The organism is Spirochaetaceae bacterium, assembly GCA_009784515.1.
Classification (GTDB): Bacteria; Spirochaetota; Spirochaetia; order WRBN01; family WRBN01; genus WRBN01.
The window spans coordinates 1-15,870 of sequence record WRBN01000042.1; the positions used below are offsets into that span (position 1 = coordinate 1).

The following is a 15,870-nucleotide window of genomic DNA, read 5'->3' on the forward strand; positions in this document are numbered from 1 at the left end:
GAAAGAGTTACCAGATTTTAAAGACAAAGCGATTTTAAGAGTTTTAGAGCCTGCCGTAGGATTAGGTAGTTTTATATGGTTATTATCTGCTAAGTATCATGACAAAGTGATAGAGCTTGATGTAATTGATAAAAATAATGATACTATAAAGTTATTAAAGCTTCTACACAGTAAACAAATTATGGGAAATATTGTTATTAACTACATTAACGATGATTTTTTACTTTTTGATACTAAAGCAAAGTATGATATGGTTATTGGCAATCCTCCCTTTGGGAAAGTAGAGGATAAGTTATTACTTAACGAATATCGGTGTAATAATGATTTTTACAATAATATTACTGGTAATTTATTTGCTTTATTCTTAGAAAAATCACTAACTCTTAGTAATTATGTTGCCTTTATAACACCAAAATCATTATTGTCTGCCGCAGAATTTAATAAAACAAGGGAGTTAATTGAAAATAATTACGCTATAAAATCTATAATTGATTATGGTGAAGATGGGTTTGATGGCGTAAAAATTGAAACTATAGGAATAGTGATTGAAAAAGTTAAAAAAGATAATTATGATATTAAGGTTGAAAGTTATATTACACAATCAACTCACTTTATAAATAACAAGAATTTATTTGATATGGATTTTAATTTTTGGCTAATATATAAAGATGATTTTTTCATACAAATAAAAAACACTTTATTGCTTGCTGTCTATACTTGTTTCCGTGATAGAGTTATTACTAAAAGACTTACTAAAGATAGCGGTAAAATAAGGGTATTAAAATCCCGTAATATAGGTGACAATAAAATTATAGATATTGATAACTATGATAGTTATGTTGATGATATAACTAAATTAACCGTAGCCAAATTTATTAATTCTGGTGCTATATTAGTGCCAAATTTAACATATAAACCCCGTGCCTGCTTTATTCCCAAAAACTGCATAGCTGATGGCTCGGTAGCAATTTTGCAACCTATTAATGCCGATATTGAAGTAACAGAAGATGATTTAGCTTATTATGCCACTGATGAATTTGCTAGATTTTATGCCATAGGTCGTAACTTAGGGACAAGAAGTCTTAATATCGATAGTAATTCTGTTAAATTATGGGGGATAAAGAAAAGAAATGAACACCATTGTAGAGAGTTTTCTTATGGATAAAAATTTAGATATTAGAGTAAAAGGTAATAATCCTCGATTTGCTGACCAAAAGTGTACTCCTGATGTTCTTTGTTTTATTGTAGAGAGTATAGTGCATCTTAATAAGGATGTTTTTACTAGAGATGATATATGGAGTTCTAAAATATTTAATGATTATACCGTTTTAACTTTTGGTAAACCAAAAGCAAATAATCTTAACGCTTCAAACGAATACGATAAGTTTATCTCACAACCACTTGACTTACTAGCTTATGCAGGAGTAATTAGTAAGGATAGTAAAGCTCGACCCGCAATTTTTACTATTATAGACAATAAAGTTTTAGAATATATTTAAATTAGAGATAGAAACGCTTATTTCTTTTTAGTTGCTTATTTTACTAAATTATTTAAAGATTCAAACTTCAACTATATTTTTGAATTTTTAGATAAGGTTAGACCAACAAAAGATGATTTTAGTCTTTTGAAAGAAAAATTTGAAAAGTTTGTTAAAGCCAACTCTAAAATTGGTATGCGTGGTGCTGTTGATGGCGGAAAAAAGAGAAGTAAGTAGAATATTTACTAAGGTTATTAATCCACTTGCCTTAGATAAAGGAACTTATGGGACAGAAAGAGGACACTTATCTAAGAGCATTATATCTTATGGCGATATTGTTTATAATAGGGACAATTTTAGAGATATAGGTAAATTACCTCAAGGACTTACTCGTAAAGAAGCTACAGATATGATGGCTGCAACAGACAACTACAATAAGAGACTTATCGAAAAAGCTAAAGAAGTGGTACGGAAATACCATCCTTTTAGTGAAGTGTTAGATAATAAGAAAGGTAAAACAGGGCATATCCATCATATTTTTGAACAAAGCAATTTCCCCTCCATTGCAGCATATTTAGAAAACCTTATCGCTTTAACAGTTGGTCAACATTTAGAAAATGCACACCTTAACAGCAATACTCACACCAATGATGTTTTATATCAAGTTGTTTGTTTAAGAGCAAAAAGCCTTTCTATTGAAAGGGCTTTATCTAATGGTGATTTGATTTATAGTAAGCCGAATTTTATCTTTGTTATAAATACTGGCCTTAAATTACTAGAAACTGAAAATGAAATAAAACAAACAGCCGATTTCGATAGTATCAATAAGCAGATAGCCTCATTTTATAAAACACTTTGATTTTTTACTTAACTATGACTGACAAGTTATTCTGATATATAGCTTCCTGAGTTTATTACCAAAGAAAAAGCAAATAAGCTAGCTTATTTGCATAGGTATTACCTAATTAATCTAAGTCAGTGTTATGGGATACTTCCGAAATAAATTTTACTACCAATTGTCTAATTGTTATAGATATTAGCCTAGCTATATTTTTGAACGACATTTTAATTTTGCCATTATCATCTACTATAATATAACTTCCTCGTCTTATACATTCGGCTAATTCTTCTTCGTCTTTTAAGTTATTTTGCCTTATAACTTCATCTATAGTATCCTGAATTTCCTTTTTAGTATAATAACCTTTACCATCCATTCTTTTAATATGGCTATATTCAATTTCTTCCATTTAACAATAATAGCACGTTTTTAAAATTTAGCAAGCAAAATGTTTACCGCAAAAACCCATACTCCCACACTTTAGGCGCTATAACCTCGCCCAACAACTTATGCGCCTCACGCAGGGTTTTAACAAGGCCATTGTAGGTATCATCGCTGCTGGTAACATTCATGCGGCGCTTTTTACCTTCCTCATTAAAGCCGCAAAAATAGGAGCGTATATCATAAAAGCTGGCGTTTACGTTAGTGTTTTTGTCCTTTTTGTAGGCCTCTGTGTGGTAGTAAGCCCATAGCTGCCGCCCAGCGTTAAATACGGCCGTAGCCTGCGCACTAAATTGCAGGGGGATAGAAGGCACAAAACTTTTAGCGGCCAGCTCTTCGCCCAGTTCACCGCCAGTAGTGGTTTGGGCTAGCTTGCCCTGTATAAAATTAGTTATAAAGTTTGATTGAAACTTGGTAGCCGCATTTACCCCACTTTCAGTGAAGGGTAGCCAATGGTTAATACCATCTTCACTTTTAATGGTGTTAAAGCTGCTAAAGAGGGTGTAAGCTAGGCAGTTGTTATGAAACTGCGTATCATTTTGCCAAGTATCATAAGGCCATAAAAATAGATCACGATCATTAAGCCAATCTGCCTGTATACAATGACGAACCGCTAAATACACAACAGCAGGAATAAAAGTTGTTAAAGTAATGCTAAATGTAAACGCATGAGCTTTACTTTCAAGCATATTTTGAATGTAAACACCACGTTGGTGCTGAAAATCGTTACTATCTGCTTTAATTACTCCAATGGGGGTATTATTTTTATCTTTAAGGCTAGTTAACCATTTACTAATAACTTTTTGGTCATCATAACTATAAATATTTTTTAAAACTAATTCTTCACCTGCCGCATTATACACTGTAGCTGTAACTTTTTTAAATATCTTTTTTATTTTAGTGTCCCAAATATGAAAGCCTATAGGAAAATTTCCTTTAACATTATCAAAGGTATTTGACGGTACAATAAAAAGGCTTGGTAATGTTGCCTGAAAGAATTGGCGAAAAGTCGCAAAATTGGGAGCTTGAAATATTTTTAATTTTGAAAATATACCAATAGCACAACCCTCTATTTCATCATAAATACGTGCTAAAAATAGGGCAAATACCTCATTAGCTGCCTGTTTAATACTATTTTTATATTTATTATAAACATGATTTTCGGTACTAACGCCATCTTTATTCTCACCTGTGCCAACCACTGTTTTCATATTTCCTGCCTCCGCATAGGGAGGGTTAATATAAATAAGTAGTTTTTTACGTTTTTCAGGGTCATTCAAAATAGCCATTAAGCCATCGGGCACCTTACCGCCTTCGCTTACGGCCTTAAAGTCATCATTTAAAAAATCAAACTGAAAGATGTGCGCCTCTTTAAGGTTAGGGGTTTTGCCCTCTTTTATGCTTTGTTTTATTTCGGCTACATCGGCCTTATCAAGGGTACTGGCGTAAATGTTATAAGGTTCGGTAAGGCCCACCAGCAAATTGCCCGTACCGCAAGCACAATCCCATACGGTGTACTCACTTTGCCAATCTTCACCCAGCACTTCGCTGAGGTACTCTTGGCTCTTTTTTACCCAAATTTGCGGCGTAAAAAAGCTGCCTTTACGCTCGCGTATATCTTGCGGCACTAAAAGGTCGCGCCGTCCGCGTATGTAGCTATGCCATTCTTCTTTAGGTGGCCGCTGGTACTTAGCCCAAAATTGGGCATGAGCCGCCCCTTCATCACGAAAGGTAGCCGACCGCGTAACATAAGTACCCACTTCATCAATATTACGGTCAAACTCATATTTGTTTCCTTGCAGGCTCACAAATAAATCGGTGTATAATGAAAGGTTATTGTTACTTAATAAATCGGCCAAGTAAAAATCGCCATCAATTAAGCCGCTCTTTTTAGCCAGCAGCCAATCTACCCTAATGCTAGGGCTAACCACCTTACGCCATTTTTCATAAATACGCGTAAAATTGTTACGGGTAATAATGGCTTTGGTGGTTTGCGTAGTATTGGCTATAATGTTTTGCTTAATAAATAGCCTAAGCTCATCTTCAAAGCCGTTAAAGGTATAACTGATAGAGTTACCAGCTAAATATTTAGCCACTATAGCTTTATTTTGAGCAAAGTTAGGGTGTTTGTGGTTACTGGGTGTAACGCTCCAATCAAAGCTGCTTTCATTAAAGATGGGCAGTAAGGTGTGAAAGCTAACAAAGCTAATTTTGTGGCTATCAAAGCAAGCTAAATAGTTGGGTAGGTTTTCATCGCCCCTATCGTGGCTTTTTTTAAGGGTTAGCATAAGCTGGGTAAACATAAGGCTTTCTTCGCTAGCGGCCAGCTTAGCCTCGGCGTACAAAAGATGCTGCCCCGTTTTTTGGTTAAACACAATAAAGTCGATTTTATCAAGCTCTTGCGTCCACGTAACATCTTTATGGTTAAAAAAATCGTCATAAACTTTGTTTTTAAGGGCGTGCTCAGCAGCGATAGGGTTGTTCATGGTATAAAATAATACCACAAAAAACCGCTGCAAGCAATGCTTTTTACCCCGTTTTATGCTACACTCAACACACCGCAACTTAAAGGAGAGCCAACATGTACGTTAAAAAGTATTTATCACCCATCGCTGAGTATATTATTGAGGCCAGTGATGCTGGAATTGTAGGCATTTGGGCCAGCGGGCAAAAGTACTTTCCCGCCAATTTACCACCCGAAAGTGAATACTCTGTTTTAACTTCCGCCGCACAGTGGTTAAATGACTATTTTGCGGGCAACAACCCTTCATTAAACCACTTACCCTTAGCGCCGCACGGCAACGCTTTTAGGCAAGCTGTTTGGGCCGAATTACTTAAAATTCCTTACGGGCAAACCACCACTTACGGCGCTATTGCCCGCACCATTGGCTGTGGTTCGGCGCAGGCGGTGGGTGGCGCTGTGGGCCACAACCCCATTTCAATTATTATTCCTTGCCACCGAGTGCTAGGCAGTAACGGTACCTTAACAGGCTACGCTGGCGGCTTAAATATTAAAGAGGAACTACTTAAAATTGAAAAGATACAGTGGCGGCCCACCGTTATGCAGCAGAAAGATTTATTTTAGGTATTATCCCTTTTAAGTACTATTAAAATAAGTAGCGGCACTTAAAAAAGAGGCTACTACCAACTACCATTAGCCATTTCTTCAAATTGCTCTCTAGGAAAAAGTGGTACGGCTAACTCTTCTTTCAACTTTTGGCTAATAACTCCACCCTCAGCATATTCCTCACCTGCTTTATGCACTAACTTTAAATAGTTATGGGTATATTCTTGTAACTGTGCAACCTTTTCGGCTTCACCAAATAATTCACCCTGCCCAGTAAAAAGAGTTTCGTAATTACCTGTAGCAAAACCCCTACTAAGTAGCCACTCAATAGCACCATAATTTCCCTCTGCCGTCCAAAAACCACAGGTAGAGATAAAAACATATTTTCTTCCTGCCATATCACCCCTTAAAGGGTGTTCACCACTTTCATTAGCGTTAGGCAGCATAGCAGGAAGCGATAACGGCAACTGCCTATCCATAAAAACCTTTAATTGACCGGGAAAGTTACTACCGTACAGAGGAAAGCTGGTAATAACCACATCAAGCCAAGCGGCTAACTTGGGTAATAGCTCATTCATATCATCTTTAATAACACATTGGCCCGGTGTAGCTGTCCAACAACCATAACAGCCTGTACAGCCCTTAATATTCAACTTAGAAAGATGGATAACCTCGGCATTATGCCAGCTAGCCCCCGCTAAAAAGGCTTTAGTTAAAATTAAACTGTTACTTCTTTCACCTTTAGGTGAACCATTGATAACTAAAACTTTCATAAATAATTTATCCTTTAATTCAAAGAGAGGTTAACCCCGCCACCAGTGGCCTAATCCACTTGCATGGGCATAATAATGTGAAAGTAGTTTATCGCCTTAGCCTCATCTTCATAGATAGGTGATACCTTAATAGGAGCGCTATCATTGCTAAAGTTTACACTAAACTCTTTGGTATCCATAGCTAGTAAAGGCTCACTCAAAAATTTATGATTTAAGGCCATAATGATAGGAGCTTTAGTCAAATCTTCAGCAGCCTCATCAAGTTTGGTATAAGTTGTGTTAATCTCTTGCCGTATTTCACCTTCTTTACTTTCGGCCGATTTAACTACCACTTTATTTTCGTCTAAAGTAAAAAAGATACGGTTTTGCGATTTATTATCCGACATATTAGCGGCTAGCTTTAAGGTTTCTAAAAATTCAGCCCGATTAAATTTAAGTTGGTAACCAAAACTTTGCGGAATAACCTTAGCATAATTAGGAAATTGCCCATCAATTAAAGCTGAAGATATTTTAACGTTATCAAAGTGGGCATAAATGGTTTTATCTACAATAGCTAAAGCAATTTCGCCTTCGCCATAAGCTAAATCTTTAACTAAATTTAAAAATTTAGGAGGAATAATTACCCCGTTAAAGTTGGCTACTTCATTTTCAGGAGATGAATCGATGTAAGAAAGCCGTTTAGCATCGGTAGATACCATAACCAGCTTATCTTCTTTTTTCTCCATATAAACGCCATTAACAAAAATGCGTGTCTCTTCGGTAGATACCGAAAAGATAGTATGCTCGCGCATCGTTAAAAAACTACGCTGAGGCAGCCTAAAAAAAGCAGCGGCCGGAGCTTCGGTAGTTACAGGAAAACTATCGGTAGCTTGGTAACGTAAAGCCACATTGATGGTAGCCTTTTTTTCAGGCACAATTTCCAGTTGTTCCCCGGTAGTAGTAAAGATAAGGTTACCACTAGGCAAAGCCCGTAAAATATTTAAAAATTTATCGCAATAAATGGCAATTTCACCCTCTTTTTCTACCACTACAGGCATTTGAGTTTCAAACCAAACCTTAGCATCGGTAGCTTTAATTGTTAAGCTTTCGCCATTGGCAATCAAAACAACATTAGAGATGATACTGATACTGTTTTTTTGTGAAACCACTTTACTGGCTGCACCAATTTCTTTAATTAACGCATCTTTATTACAGCTAAATTTCATAATTACCCCATTGTAATCTATTGTAGCTTTAAAAGCCGATTTAGGCAAGTATCTTTAAAAAGATATTTGTTTTTTTATTAAAGCAATTAGCCATTAAAACTAAATCTTTAAATTTAAAATATAAGATAAATAACAAAATACATAATACTGCCTTTAATTGTTAATAACTAATTTTTTATTTACACAATAAGTAAATATTTTAGCTAAAAACTTGACAAATTGGCCGTAAATAAATAAACATTAAATTTTAACTGTTAAGTTAATTTGAAAATTAGCTTATGGTTTAGAGTTATTTTTGGTTTATTAACAGCTTGTAAAACTGCTGATTATTGTAAAAAAAACTTTACTTATCAATTTAGCTGTGCTATAATTTAACATTAATATAAATTAGCGAGGAAAATAGATGGAAAAATCGGTATTGCAGCAAGTTCGTTACCAGTATAAACCAAAGTTGCCTTTGGTGCTTACTAATAATTTGGCAAAGATAACTTTACAGCGAGGTCAGGCCACGACCAGCGTAAATAATCACAACGAAATTAAAGAGCTTTTCCCTAACAGTTACGGCGCTCCGGTGGTAAATTTTACAGAAGGAAGCGGTAATTTAAAAAGCGAAGGCTTTACGGTTGGGGCTATTCTCTCCGGCGGGCAAGCTCCCGGCGGACACAATGTAATTGCCGGTCTTTACGATGCTTTAAAAAAGGCCTCCCCTAATAATAAGCTTTTCGGGTTTTTAGGCGGTCCCAGCGGGCTTATCGATAATAAGTACCTTGAGCTGACCGATAAAATTATCGATGAATATCGTAACACCGGCGGTTTTGATATGATTCAAAGCGGCCGCACTAAGCTTGAAAAAGAAGAAGATTTTAAAACAGTAGCTGCCAACTGTAAAAATTTAGGGGTAAATGCTTTAGTTATTATTGGTGGTGATGACAGCAATACCAATGCCGCCGTGTTAGGCGAATATTTTTTAGCCAATAATTTGCCTATTCAGGTAATTGGCTGTCCTAAAACTATTGATGGCGATCTTAAAAATGAGCTTATCGAAACCAGTTTTGGTTTTGATACCGCCTGTAAAACCTTTGCCGAACTTATCGGCAACATTGCCCGCGACGCTAACAGCGCTCAAAAATATTGGCATTTTATTAGGTTAATGGGGCGTAGCGCCAGCCACATTACTTTAGAGTGCGCTTTGCTAACCCAGCCCAATGTAACTTTAGTTGGCGAAGAAGTAGAGGCTAAAAAGTTATCTTTAAGTAAGATAGTAGATATAGTAGCCGATAGTGTAGTAAAGCGAGCTGCTAACGGCCACAACTTTGGCTTAGTACTTATCCCCGAAGGGCTTATCGAGTTTATCCCTGAGTTTAATAAACTTATTAACGAGCTTAACAATTTGCTTTCGTTAAAAGCAGCCGCTTTTAGTCAAATTAAAGGCAGCGAAACCCAAATACAGTGGTTGCAGGACGAATTAAGCGATAAAGCCGCTCAGCTGTTTGGCAGTTTGCCACGTGATATTGCCGAACAATTAATGTTAGACCGCGACCCGCACGGTAATGTTAGGGTATCGGCTATTGAAACCGAAAAATTGTTAATGCGTTTAGTAGAAAGCCGTTTAGCCGAACTAAAAAAAGAAGGTAAATTTAAAGGCAGCTTTAGCCCGCTAGGTCATTTTTTTGGTTATGAAGGCCGCTGTGCTTTCCCCAGCAACTTTGATGCCGATTACTGTTACAGTTTGGGCTTTAACGCTTGTATGCTTATAATGGCCGGCCTGAGCGGTTATATTAGCAGTATAAAAAACCTTAACAAACCGGCCGGCGAATGGCAAGCCGTTGGTACGCCGCTTACTGCGATGATGAACCTTGAAGTGCGGCACGGTAAACCAAAGCCGGTTATTAAAAAAGCTTTAGTAGAGCTAGAAGGCAAGCCTTTTAAAGCTTTAGTGGCTAAGCGCGAAGAATGGGCAGTAGAAACGGCTTATATTTATCCCGGTGCTATTCAGTATTTTGGTCCCAGCGAAGTATGTGATAGGCCAAGCGAAACTCTTAGGCTAGAACAAAGCAGTTAGTTAATAATAAAAAAACTAACGCTTAAAAGTTAAAAAGTGGTAGCGAAAAACTACCATTTTTTTATTAATTTCGGTAATACCAAAATCTTGCAATATTAGAACTAGGGGTGTTGTCGAAAGTCAAAAATACGCTTGAACCACTTCGAAACAATGTGAAAGATCTTGGACCTTGATCTAAAGATTCAAATAAAGGACTTACTAATAGATTATGATTATCGGGAGATAAAGTGAATCTTCTAGCATAAAATATTTGCATTCTGAAATCATATCTACTTTGTAATTCTTCTAACATAGACTGAGTGGTAGAAGAAATATCAACTCTATTCATATCTATGCGTCTAGAAGGTCTCTCCAAGCTCGAAACATATACTTCGTCCCTAAATACTTCTACAAAACGATACATATGTATAATTTCTCCTCCCATATCATCACCCAAATTTAAAATATGAGCCTCTACAAATAATCCATGAAACCTATCGGGTATGTACGACAATTCATTGGAATTAGAAGATTTATCCGTACAAGAAAACAAAACGAATACAATTATTAATAAACCTATTTTTTTCATATACGCTCCTTAAAAATACTCTTAAAATTTTTTTGATTATATTATACTTCAACAATACCTTTTTGTAAAGTGTTATAATACTAAATTAATGATTTTTCTATTGGGTAAAAGGAATAGCATTTAAGTTATGTAATATTTAGCTATAAATTGTGCGAGTGGTTGTAGGCAGGCGGGGTAGTAGATAAGAAAAATTAAATTACTTGGTGCATAATATAAATATTATAAAGTAAAGCCATATCCTAAGATATGGCTTTGTAGCTAAATTAATTACCAATAACCATAGTAATATCATCACGCAAAGTTGCAAGCGCTCTGCTGTCGGAACCTCTTTGCCAAACACCGCCACGTTGGCGACGTTCTGCTTCAATATTAAGTATCATCTGGGTTCGGTTAGGGTTAAAATTGATAAGGACGCGTACCCTATAATCTTCAACAGTTGTCCCTCTAACATTCCACGAATAATTCCATTGAGTACGGATATAACCAACTTCCGGCTGTATCATCTCGATATGAAAGTTATGCCTGCTAAGTATAAAGCTTGCTTCACGCAGCGCTAAATCGGCTGCTACACCTTGCCTAAGTAAAATAGCAGTTTCACCGGAAGCCCCTCGTACAAAGGTAGTTGATGTGGTTAAACAGCTAACCGCTACCATTGTAAATAGCAATATTGCTGCTTTGCCGGCGGTTTTCCAGCTAAATTTTTTATTTACCATTTTTCTCTCCTTTTATTTTGGTAATTGTTATATAAAACACTTTACCATCATAAATTAAAACTGTCAATACTTATAATACTTTTTTATTTAATATAATTGTAAAAACACAATCATAATCAAAAAGTGTTATAAGTATTGACAGTTTTAATTTATGGTTTAATCCGGTTAGTTTCGTCATTGATTAATTAGCTTAAAACAGTTATATTAAGCCCATGCGGGCAACCCTTTCACTTTTTACCTTCCATCTTTCATTTATCTATCGTTTAGCTTTAGTACTGATAAGTGCGGTCTCCTTTGCTTTAACTAGCCCCAACGAGCTGGCCCTTAATGGGTTTGGCCCGCTAGGTTTTATTAGTCTTGTGCCGCTGGCAATAGCTTTATACCATACCAAAGGTTTTGGGCAGTTTAGCTTGTTGCTTTTTTGTTTTAATGCCGTGCGTACGGCCATAAGCAGTTATTGGCTGCTTTTCTTTTTTGAGTTTGGCCTGCTTACCTATAGTAGTACCACCATTGGGGTAGGTATTGCCGGTATGATAGGCTTAAGTTTTTTATATTTTATTAAAGACAAACCGGCTATTTTCCGTGCTTTATGGTTTGCCCTGTTATGGACATTGTACGAATATATGCAGTCGCGCGGTTACTGGGCATATCCTTGGGGGTTAATTGCTTATAGTTTACATACCATGCCGCTTTTTAACCAAATTGTGGATAGTACTGGGCCGTGGGGCTTATCTTTTATCTTTGCTTTAATTAATGCCTGTTTAGCCGAGCTAATAATAACCTTTACCAAAACCGGCAATTTAAAAAGAAGTTTTAACAAATTAAAAGCGCTGCTCCTTGTTACCTGTTCCTTGTTCCTTATTACTTTAACTTACGGTACTATACGGTACTTTAGTTATTTTAGCCACGATAAACAAGTAAACCTTTTATTAAGTCAGCAAGATTTAGATACGTGGTTTACCGGCGATATTCAAAATGTAACGGCTCATATTAATGTAAGCCTAGAAGCCTTAGCCGCTAATCCCGGTTTCTACCCTGATTTAATCGTCTCGGGTGAAACCATTATTAGCGGCAATTATTTTGAAAATTTTTCCCGCTACTTTCCCACCAACTTTACTTTGCAAGATTTTATTGCCTACACTAATACCTACCATTTAATTGGTAGCCGCTGGCAAGGTACGTTAGGCGACCATAACGGCACCTTATTAGTAAATAACCGCGGCGAAGTATTGGCCAGATATGCTAAACGCCACTTAGTACCAATGGCCGAAGGGTTTCCGCTCACTAATTTTGATTGGGCTTTTCTCTTTTTTGAAAATGTATTGGGCATTAGCCCGGCTTGGCAGCCCGGCAATATGGATACCCTCTTTGTTTTACCTACCCGGCACGGTGATACTATTTATTTTACCACCCCCATTTGTTATGAAGATGCCTTTAGCTACATTACCCGCCATCAGGCTAGGCTTGGAGCCGACTTATTTATTACCCCCACGAACGATGCTTGGTCGCGGCGGGAAGTGGCTATGCAGCAGCACTTGGTAGCTTCGCTCTTTCGCCCTATCGAAACACGGCGTACTTTAGCTCGGGCTGCTAACGCCGGTATTACCGCTATCATTGATGAACGCGGGCGGATAACCCAGCAGATAGAGCCCTTTACCGATATGGCTTTATTAGCCGAGCTTAACCTACATACTACCACTACTACTTTTTATGTAAAATTTGGCGATTGGTTAATTGCCGTTTTTATTATCATTTTATTATTGCAGCTAAAAAAACTTTATTGGCCGGGTAAACTCTTTAAAAAAAATGATTAAAAAACGTTATTTTATCATTAAAATTGGCTTACTGTTATCTTTGTTCGTTTATATAGAACTTAGCCGTTTACAGTTAGGCAGTGCTATTATTTTAAGTTATAACGTACAAAATTTATTTGATGATATTACAACCGGTACCGAATACAACGAGTTTACCTGCCCCAATTGGACTACCCGCCACTACGAAAGCCGTTTGGTAAGTTTAAGTGAGGTTTTTACGGCCATTAAATTACATAAAGGCCGCCCCGATTTAATCTTTTTGCAAGAAGTAGAAAGTGCCGAAGCTTTAGCGGCTTTACTTAAAGCTACGCCGGCACTAGGCCGTATGCAGCCGGTATTTGCTAAGCACCCGCAAGCGGCCATTGGTTTGGCTATGCTCAGTCGTTACCCTATTACGCAGGTAGAGTTACTGGACAGCAGCCTTTTTAATACTATCTCGCGGCCAATTATGGTGGTTCATTTAAATATTAAAGGGAAAACAGTGATAGCTATTAATGTACATTTGCCCAGCCAGCTTAACCCCGATGGCCAGATAACCCGTGCCGCCGCTATTAATTTAATTGCTAAAAAGCTTAAAGATTTACAGGTTAGCGGCTTTAATTATTTTATGGTGGCCGGTGATTTTAACAGCGATAACAGTGATGAACTATTTGGCCCTTTGTTAGAACTGGGTTTAATTAATGTACTGGCACACGAAACGGGCAGCTACTATTTTAGAGGAAATTGGCAGCAGTTAGACCAAATTTATCTTTCACCGGCTTTATTTGAGCGGCAGAGCCCTCTTAAAATAGGCAGAGCTAACAACATTCGTTTAGCGCCTTTGCTTACCCCTTTAAATGATGATGAAGATAGCTACCTTATCCCTTTTCGTTTTGCCAGCTACGCTATGCGCGGTTTTAGCGACCATCTACCGGTTATGCTGCATATTAATTATTAAAGAAAATCTCTGCGCCATTGGTTATTTGGCCTAAATGCATATCAAAGCCTTCGTTAGAAAGGCCTGTTTCATTGTTAGCGTTTCCAGCTTCCATATAGTTATGGCTGTTTAACAAAGCCTGCATATTGGCAAACCCTCTGTCAACGGAATGTTCCAGTCTATCTACAGATTGCTGAATATCATCTAACCCATTATCATCACCATTACCCGTTAAAACTTCTCCCCTTGTCGGAGTGGCCACTATACTAGCGGTAATACTATCTCTTAAATTATCTAACTGGCTAATACCGCCGGTTATCTGCTGGGTTAAATTAAATTCGTTATCGGTATTACTTTGTGAGCTGCCGGGAAAGAGCTTACCCCATGCCGCCTCACCCATGCGGCCGGCTGCACTAGTTCCTTCGTGAGGGGCAACGCCCATAGCGGCAAAGCCGGCAGGTATAACCCGATTAATGGCAATATCTAACCAATTAGGCATAGTACGTTGGTTACGGGTAGGCTGCATAGTGGTAATGGTGTTAAAAATGGTAATTAAAGTAGTTAAATCGTCTCTAAACTCGGTAAGCCATAAAGGCGGCTCATCGTTACTTTGAGTGTTATTTTCACCGCTAAGCAAAGCAAAAAGGCCTTGAAATTGGCTAAGAATTTGTACAGTTTGTTCGGCAATTAAACGCTCTACTTTGGCGGCGCAATCGCAAATGTGAACGATGGTTTGCATGGCCTGCGCAGCTTGAGGTGTTAAGGCTAAAACGGGCTCCTGATTAATTTGCGGGGCGATAGCTTGCGAGTTTTGGTCAGTTGTGGCATCGGAGATACTCGGGGTGATTACGTTGGTAATTTGGCCGCCTACTTCGGTTGAGGTACTCCTTTGCTGTCTAATTGGGCCTATGTTTCCTTCTATATCCCATGAATCATCTGTTTTTGTCATAATTTTACTCCTTGTTATCTTGAATTGTTCAGGAATAAAGTATCGTTGGTGGGTTAGTTCGCTTTAGTGAAAAGTTTAGAAAAATCTATTTCCAATCAAACCTAATTATAAAAGCTTCTACCATAGGCTGGGTGTGAATAAAAAAAGCTTGAAAAAAATCGTAATGCCTACTAGGCATAATAATATAGGTATCTTGTTCTATACCTCCAAGAGCCATCATTAATAACGGGAAAAGCCTATGGATATCTTGCCTGATATCATCAAAATTATTCTTTAAAACTAAAGATATATAATTAAGGGTCTCTAAAAATTGATTACCATCTCCAGTCAGAAATAGATGAAAATTACTCCAATCATTAGCTGGACGTAATTGTAAACTGACAGACATAGTATAATCCCAAAGTATCATAGAGGTTATTGTCCAGTCATCTATATCAAATATAGTATTTCTTTCAGAGTTTGTTGTAGGATTATAAACGTAAGCTTTTGCATTACCCGCTAAAACCATTAAAAATACACTTAGCCATAAAACTTTGAGTGGGTTCATATTTACCTCGTTATTATTTTACTAAATTATATATGTTAAATAATGATTTGTAAAGAGTGAGTTTGTAAAATTATTCTGAAATAAAGTATCGTTGGTGGGTTAGTTCGCTTTAGTAAAAAATTTAGAAAGTTTATTACCAACCCCATCTAGTCATAAGGCTTTCTGCTATTGGTTTAGTATATATAAAAAAGAATTGAAAAAATCATGATGAATACTGGGTATTATTACATTTGTATCTTATTCATTACCGTCCAATAGTCCCATTAATAGAAGTTTCATTCTAGAAATATCTCTAATGGTAGAATTAGGGGTATTAGCTATAACTAAGGTTATATAATTAAGAGTTTCTAAAAATTGGGCACTCTCATTAATTAAATTCGGAAGTATCCCTCGATAAGTGATAAAATCAATTAACTAATATCTATACAAAATCAAGAGTAACTAAACCTACGCTTTATATTACCAAAAAATCTAATTTTAGTCTTGACTTTTTATGAAA

The 15,870-nt window shown here is 36.9% G+C and carries 14 protein-coding genes and 1 pseudogene; 7 read left to right on the plus strand and 8 right to left on the minus strand.

Annotated features, from left to right (window positions below; translation table 11 throughout):
- The 3 genes from FWE37_05755 to FWE37_05765 form a co-directional block, all read left to right on the plus strand.
- Positions 1-1,165: BREX-1 system adenine-specific DNA-methyltransferase PglX (locus FWE37_05755; protein MCL2520489.1), on the plus strand; the 1,165-nt coding region annotated here is incomplete at its 5' end.
- Complete coding sequence (locus FWE37_05760; protein ID MCL2520490.1) at positions 1,158-1,499, plus strand: hypothetical protein; 342 nt, start codon at positions 1,158-1,160, stop codon at positions 1,497-1,499. The genes FWE37_05755 and FWE37_05760, both read left to right, overlap by 8 nt.
- Before the next feature lie 190 nt (positions 1,500-1,689).
- Positions 1,690-2,337: a hypothetical protein gene (locus FWE37_05765; GenBank protein MCL2520491.1), complete on the plus strand. Its 648-nt coding sequence runs from the start codon at positions 1,690-1,692 to the stop codon at positions 2,335-2,337.
- Between the two features lie 106 nt (positions 2,338-2,443).
- Here the strand turns inward: FWE37_05765 and FWE37_05770 are convergent, their stop codons facing one another.
- Together FWE37_05770 and FWE37_05775 are read right to left on the minus strand one after the other, a co-directional pair.
- The gene (locus tag FWE37_05770) at positions 2,444-2,725 is read right to left on the minus strand and encodes a hypothetical protein (protein MCL2520492.1); all 282 of its coding nucleotides are present in this window, start codon (positions 2,723-2,725) and stop codon (positions 2,444-2,446) included.
- Positions 2,726-2,768: 43 nt separating this feature from the next.
- Positions 2,769-5,243 carry a hypothetical protein gene (locus FWE37_05775; GenBank protein ID MCL2520493.1) on the minus strand — a complete coding sequence of 825 codons (2,475 nt, stop codon included), beginning with the start codon at positions 5,241-5,243 and terminating at the stop codon, positions 2,769-2,771.
- A 320-nt stretch (positions 5,244-5,563) separates the two neighbouring features.
- On the opposite strand from FWE37_05775, the pseudogene FWE37_05780 reads away from it, so the two are divergent.
- Positions 5,564-5,842, plus strand: a pseudogene (locus FWE37_05780) (MGMT family protein).
- Positions 5,843-5,898: 56 nt separating this feature from the next.
- On the opposite strand, the gene FWE37_05785 reads toward FWE37_05780, so the two are convergent.
- The gene (locus tag FWE37_05785; GenBank protein ID MCL2520494.1) at positions 5,899-6,597 is read right to left on the minus strand and encodes a flavodoxin family protein; all 699 of its coding nucleotides are present in this window, start codon (positions 6,595-6,597) and stop codon (positions 5,899-5,901) included.
- 50 nt (positions 6,598-6,647) lie between these two features.
- Entirely contained in the window at positions 6,648-7,802 is a 1,155-nt protein-coding gene (gene dnaN / locus FWE37_05790; GenBank protein ID MCL2520495.1) for a DNA polymerase III subunit beta, read from the minus strand.
- 403 nt (positions 7,803-8,205) lie between these two features.
- On the opposite strand from dnaN, the gene FWE37_05795 reads away from it, so the two are divergent.
- Positions 8,206-9,864, plus strand: a complete 1,659-nt coding sequence (locus FWE37_05795; protein MCL2520496.1) for a diphosphate--fructose-6-phosphate 1-phosphotransferase — start codon at positions 8,206-8,208, stop codon at positions 9,862-9,864.
- A gap of 64 nt (positions 9,865-9,928) precedes the next feature.
- Here the strand turns inward: FWE37_05795 and FWE37_05800 are convergent, their stop codons facing one another.
- Together FWE37_05800 and FWE37_05805 are read right to left on the minus strand one after the other, a co-directional pair.
- Positions 9,929-10,432, minus strand: coding sequence for a hypothetical protein (locus FWE37_05800; protein ID MCL2520497.1), 504 nt, complete (start codon positions 10,430-10,432; stop codon positions 9,929-9,931).
- A gap of 263 nt (positions 10,433-10,695) precedes the next feature.
- On the minus strand, positions 10,696-11,145 hold the full coding sequence (locus FWE37_05805) for a hypothetical protein (GenBank protein ID MCL2520498.1): 450 nt from the start codon (positions 11,143-11,145) through the stop codon (positions 10,696-10,698).
- Between the two features lie 212 nt (positions 11,146-11,357).
- Here FWE37_05805 and lnt point away from each other — a divergent pair, with 212 nt between their 5' ends.
- On the plus strand, positions 11,358-12,959 hold the full coding sequence (gene lnt / locus FWE37_05810; protein MCL2520499.1) for an apolipoprotein N-acyltransferase: 1,602 nt from the start codon (positions 11,358-11,360) through the stop codon (positions 12,957-12,959).
- Entirely contained in the window at positions 12,952-13,896 is a 945-nt protein-coding gene (locus FWE37_05815) for an endonuclease/exonuclease/phosphatase family protein (protein ID MCL2520500.1), read from the plus strand. Before lnt ends, FWE37_05815 begins: the two co-directional genes overlap by 8 nt.
- Here the strand turns inward: FWE37_05815 and FWE37_05820 are convergent.
- Together FWE37_05820 and FWE37_05825 are read right to left on the minus strand one after the other, a co-directional pair.
- On the minus strand, positions 13,886-14,824 hold the full coding sequence (locus FWE37_05820; GenBank protein MCL2520501.1) for a hypothetical protein: 939 nt from the start codon (positions 14,822-14,824) through the stop codon (positions 13,886-13,888). The genes FWE37_05815 and FWE37_05820 overlap by 11 nt on opposite strands.
- 85 nt (positions 14,825-14,909) lie before the next feature.
- Positions 14,910-15,371: a hypothetical protein gene (locus FWE37_05825; GenBank protein MCL2520502.1), complete on the minus strand. Its 462-nt coding sequence runs from the start codon at positions 15,369-15,371 to the stop codon at positions 14,910-14,912.
- Positions 15,372-15,870: the final 499 nt, after the last annotated feature.

Excerpts from the sequence above, each read along its gene's own strand:
- FWE37_05760 (MCL2520490.1), top strand. The coding sequence starts at position 1,158 with ATGGATAAAAATTTAGATATTAGAGTAAAAGGTAATAATCCTCGATTT.
- FWE37_05765 (MCL2520491.1), top strand. The coding sequence starts at position 1,690 with ATGGCGGAAAAAAGAGAAGTAAGTAGAATATTTACTAAGGTTATTAAT.
- FWE37_05770 (MCL2520492.1), bottom strand. The coding sequence starts at position 2,725 with ATGGAAGAAATTGAATATAGCCATATTAAAAGAATGGATGGTAAAGGT.
- FWE37_05775 (MCL2520493.1), bottom strand. The coding sequence starts at position 5,243 with ATGAACAACCCTATCGCTGCTGAGCACGCCCTTAAAAACAAAGTTTAT.
- FWE37_05785 (MCL2520494.1), bottom strand. The coding sequence starts at position 6,597 with ATGAAAGTTTTAGTTATCAATGGTTCACCTAAAGGTGAAAGAAGTAAC.
- dnaN (MCL2520495.1), bottom strand. The coding sequence starts at position 7,802 with ATGAAATTTAGCTGTAATAAAGATGCGTTAATTAAAGAAATTGGTGCA.
- FWE37_05795 (MCL2520496.1), top strand. The coding sequence starts at position 8,206 with ATGGAAAAATCGGTATTGCAGCAAGTTCGTTACCAGTATAAACCAAAG.
- FWE37_05800 (MCL2520497.1), bottom strand. The coding sequence starts at position 10,432 with ATGAAAAAAATAGGTTTATTAATAATTGTATTCGTTTTGTTTTCTTGT.
- FWE37_05805 (MCL2520498.1), bottom strand. The coding sequence starts at position 11,145 with ATGGTAAATAAAAAATTTAGCTGGAAAACCGCCGGCAAAGCAGCAATA.
- lnt (MCL2520499.1), top strand. The coding sequence starts at position 11,358 with ATGCGGGCAACCCTTTCACTTTTTACCTTCCATCTTTCATTTATCTAT.
- FWE37_05815 (MCL2520500.1), top strand. The coding sequence starts at position 12,952 with ATGATTAAAAAACGTTATTTTATCATTAAAATTGGCTTACTGTTATCT.
- FWE37_05820 (MCL2520501.1), bottom strand. The coding sequence starts at position 14,824 with ATGACAAAAACAGATGATTCATGGGATATAGAAGGAAACATAGGCCCA.
- FWE37_05825 (MCL2520502.1), bottom strand. The coding sequence starts at position 15,371 with ATGAACCCACTCAAAGTTTTATGGCTAAGTGTATTTTTAATGGTTTTA.